The sequence below is a fragment of the Lutibacter sp. genome (assembly GCF_040883305.1).
GTDB lineage: Bacteria > Bacteroidota > Bacteroidia > Flavobacteriales > Flavobacteriaceae > Lutibacter.
In genome coordinates this window covers 1-2,597 of sequence record NZ_JBFLKT010000168.1, presented here as the reverse complement: position 1 = coordinate 2,597, position 2,597 = coordinate 1, and the positions used below count along the sequence as shown (strand labels likewise).

At 29.0% G+C, this 2,597-nt stretch carries 2 protein-coding genes and 1 pseudogene; 1 reads left to right on the top strand and 2 read right to left on the bottom strand.

The window, feature by feature from the left end; genetic code table 11:
- Both AB1Z17_RS05455 and AB1Z17_RS05450 read right to left on the bottom strand, forming a co-directional pair.
- On the bottom strand, positions 1–643 hold a 643-nt coding region (locus AB1Z17_RS05455), incomplete at its 3' end, for a DUF4407 domain-containing protein (protein ID WP_368050788.1).
- A gap of 216 nt (positions 644–859) precedes the next feature.
- Positions 860–2,095, bottom strand: a complete 1,236-nt coding sequence (locus tag AB1Z17_RS05450; protein ID WP_368050787.1) for an MDR family MFS transporter — start codon at positions 2,093–2,095, stop codon at positions 860–862.
- A 249-nt stretch (positions 2,096–2,344) separates the two neighbouring features.
- On the opposite strand from AB1Z17_RS05450, the pseudogene AB1Z17_RS05445 reads away from it, so the two are divergent.
- Positions 2,345–2,597, top strand: a pseudogene (locus AB1Z17_RS05445) (hypothetical protein); the annotation flags it as partial.

The window sequence follows — 2,597 nt, the reverse complement described above, 5'->3', positions numbered from 1 at the left end:
TTTTTAATTGCTGTAATTCAGTCAAAGCTGCATCGTGTTTTTCGCGTTTTTCTTTGTAAACTGGTCCTTTACCCAATAATTTTGTACCTGCAGTTCCTTCGGCTTCAGAAATATAAGTAGCGTATAACGCATTGGTTTCGGCTTCTTTTGTTGCTATCTCTTGTTTTAATTGCCCAATTTCAATCTGAAGGTTGGTGATTTCTGGTGTAAATTGATTCGCAATTTGATTTTTATTCGCAAGTGTTAAATCGTTTTTTTGAGTTAACAAGACTTGATTGATTTCTTTTTCAAAAATTTTCATTTCCAAAGGTTTAGAAATAACTATTGCTATTATAATAGCAAGAACAATCCGTGGTGTGGCTTGTAAAACCTCTTTCCATTTATTGTCTTGTTTTTTAATAGTTGAAACAATAAAACGATCTAAATTAAAAATAAGCAACCCCCAAACCAAACCAAAAATAATTGCTGTAACATAAGAATCAAATACGGTATACAATGCATAACTAGCTGCAATAAATGCCATTACCGCTGTAAAAAAAACAGTACCACCTATCCCGGCAAATTTTGTTTGTTCAGCCTTTGAACTATTTTTTAAAATATCGGTATCAGCGCCAGAGCACATCCAAAAGAATTGTTTAAGCATAACATAGTAGTTTGTAATGCAATTAACGTATTAGCTATAAAAATGTTGTGCTTTAGAAGGTCTAAAAATAAAAAGTTTAAACTATTAACTTTAGAAGTTATCTTTTTATTGTTTAAAAAATATGTTTCATCAGTTTAGAATCAACAAACTTATAAAATGTAAGATGATACATTTATATTTTAAGTTCTTAAATAAAAACTATTACAAGTTTTGCTTTCAAACTAGTTTTACACTTTTCTCTTTGTTTAATAATTGTTTTAAAAAAAGCATTAGTAAAACTGCAATTAAACCTAAACCTCCCATAAAAAACCAATTCACATTAAAACCATATCTGTCTATTATTTCCATTCCAGTTTTGGCACTAAAAATATGTGCCCAAGAAAACGCCATGGTATAATATGCTAAATACATACCATCTTTTCCTTTTGGAGCTCTGTTCATTGCAAAATTATTTGTAAAAGGAAACGCCAACATTTCCCCAATGGTTATCAGTAACATTCCTACAATTAAAATGCCGAACCAGTTTGAAACATTTAATACTAAAAAGCTTAACGCCATCAACACTAAACTCCAAGTAATAATTTTCATTCTATTAATCAGTGTTTTTTCTATTGCATGGATTAAAGGCATTTCAAACAAAAAAATAAAAAAACCATTAAGCGACATTAACAATCCAATTTGAACTTCGGATAGTGCGTGCACTTCTTTATAATACAATGGCATTGTTGTAAATAATTGCAAAAATATAAAGCCCATTATAAATACTACTGTTAAAAACACTATATAGGGATAATCTTTAAAAACAGAAGTTGCACTATTTTCAGAAAACAAATCAATAGTTTCTTCAATAGGTTTTTTAAGTTTTTTAGGATGTAATACTAATTTCATTAAAAAAATTGCAGCAATACAAGTAATTCCATCAACCCAAAATAATCCTGAATAGTTTATTGTTGCAATAATAATTCCACCCAAAAAAGGTCCAAAAGAAAACCCCAAATTAATTGCCAAACGAACTAATGTTAAAGAACGTGTTTGGTTTTCTGGTTTACTATATGCTTTTAATGAAACAAACATTGCTGGTCTAAACGTATCAGCCACTGTCATTGTAATAAAAATTCCGATTGCGAACCCTATAAAAGTATGTACAAATTGTAATGCAATAAATAAAAACCCTGTAGTTAACAAACTCCAAAACATTACTTTATAAAACCCAAATTTATCAGTTAACTTTCCTCCTAACCAGGATCCTAACAAAGACCCAACTCCAAAACAGGTCATAATCCAACCAACTTCAGATAACGATAATTTTAAATCTTTTGTTAAATACAACGAAAGAAATGGCAACACCATGGTTCCTGCCCTATTTATAAATGTGATTAATGCCAACCACCAAATTTCTTGTGACAATCCGCTAAACGAATCTTTATATGATTTTACTATCTTTAGTACCATTGTTTAAAACTAAAAAAACCCAGCAAATTGCTGAGTTTAAATGAATTGATATTATTTATTTACGAATAATTATAACATATACATTGCCCAGCAGTTTTTTAAAAACCACGTACATACGGTATTATATTGTTTATAATTTTTCATGAGAATGCTAATTATTTAGTTCAAAGCTACACTATTTTTTTTATTTATGATACTTTTTAAATGCAACTATGCTACTTTTGTGAATTAAAATTAAATTTTATTGGAATGAAGCAGCTAATAATTATCATTTGTTTATTTTTTTTATATACAAATTGCGCCCAAAAAACCAACACCTATAAAGATGAAGTTAAGCAATTTCAGTATAAACTAAATACACAATATGCAAGTGCAGAAGCTTCTCCTTTAACTGAAGAAGATTTAAAAACGTTCAAATCATTAAGTTTTTTTGATATTGATGAAACCTATAAAGTTGAAGCTACTTTTAAATTAACGCCTAACACGCCCGTTTTTGCAATGC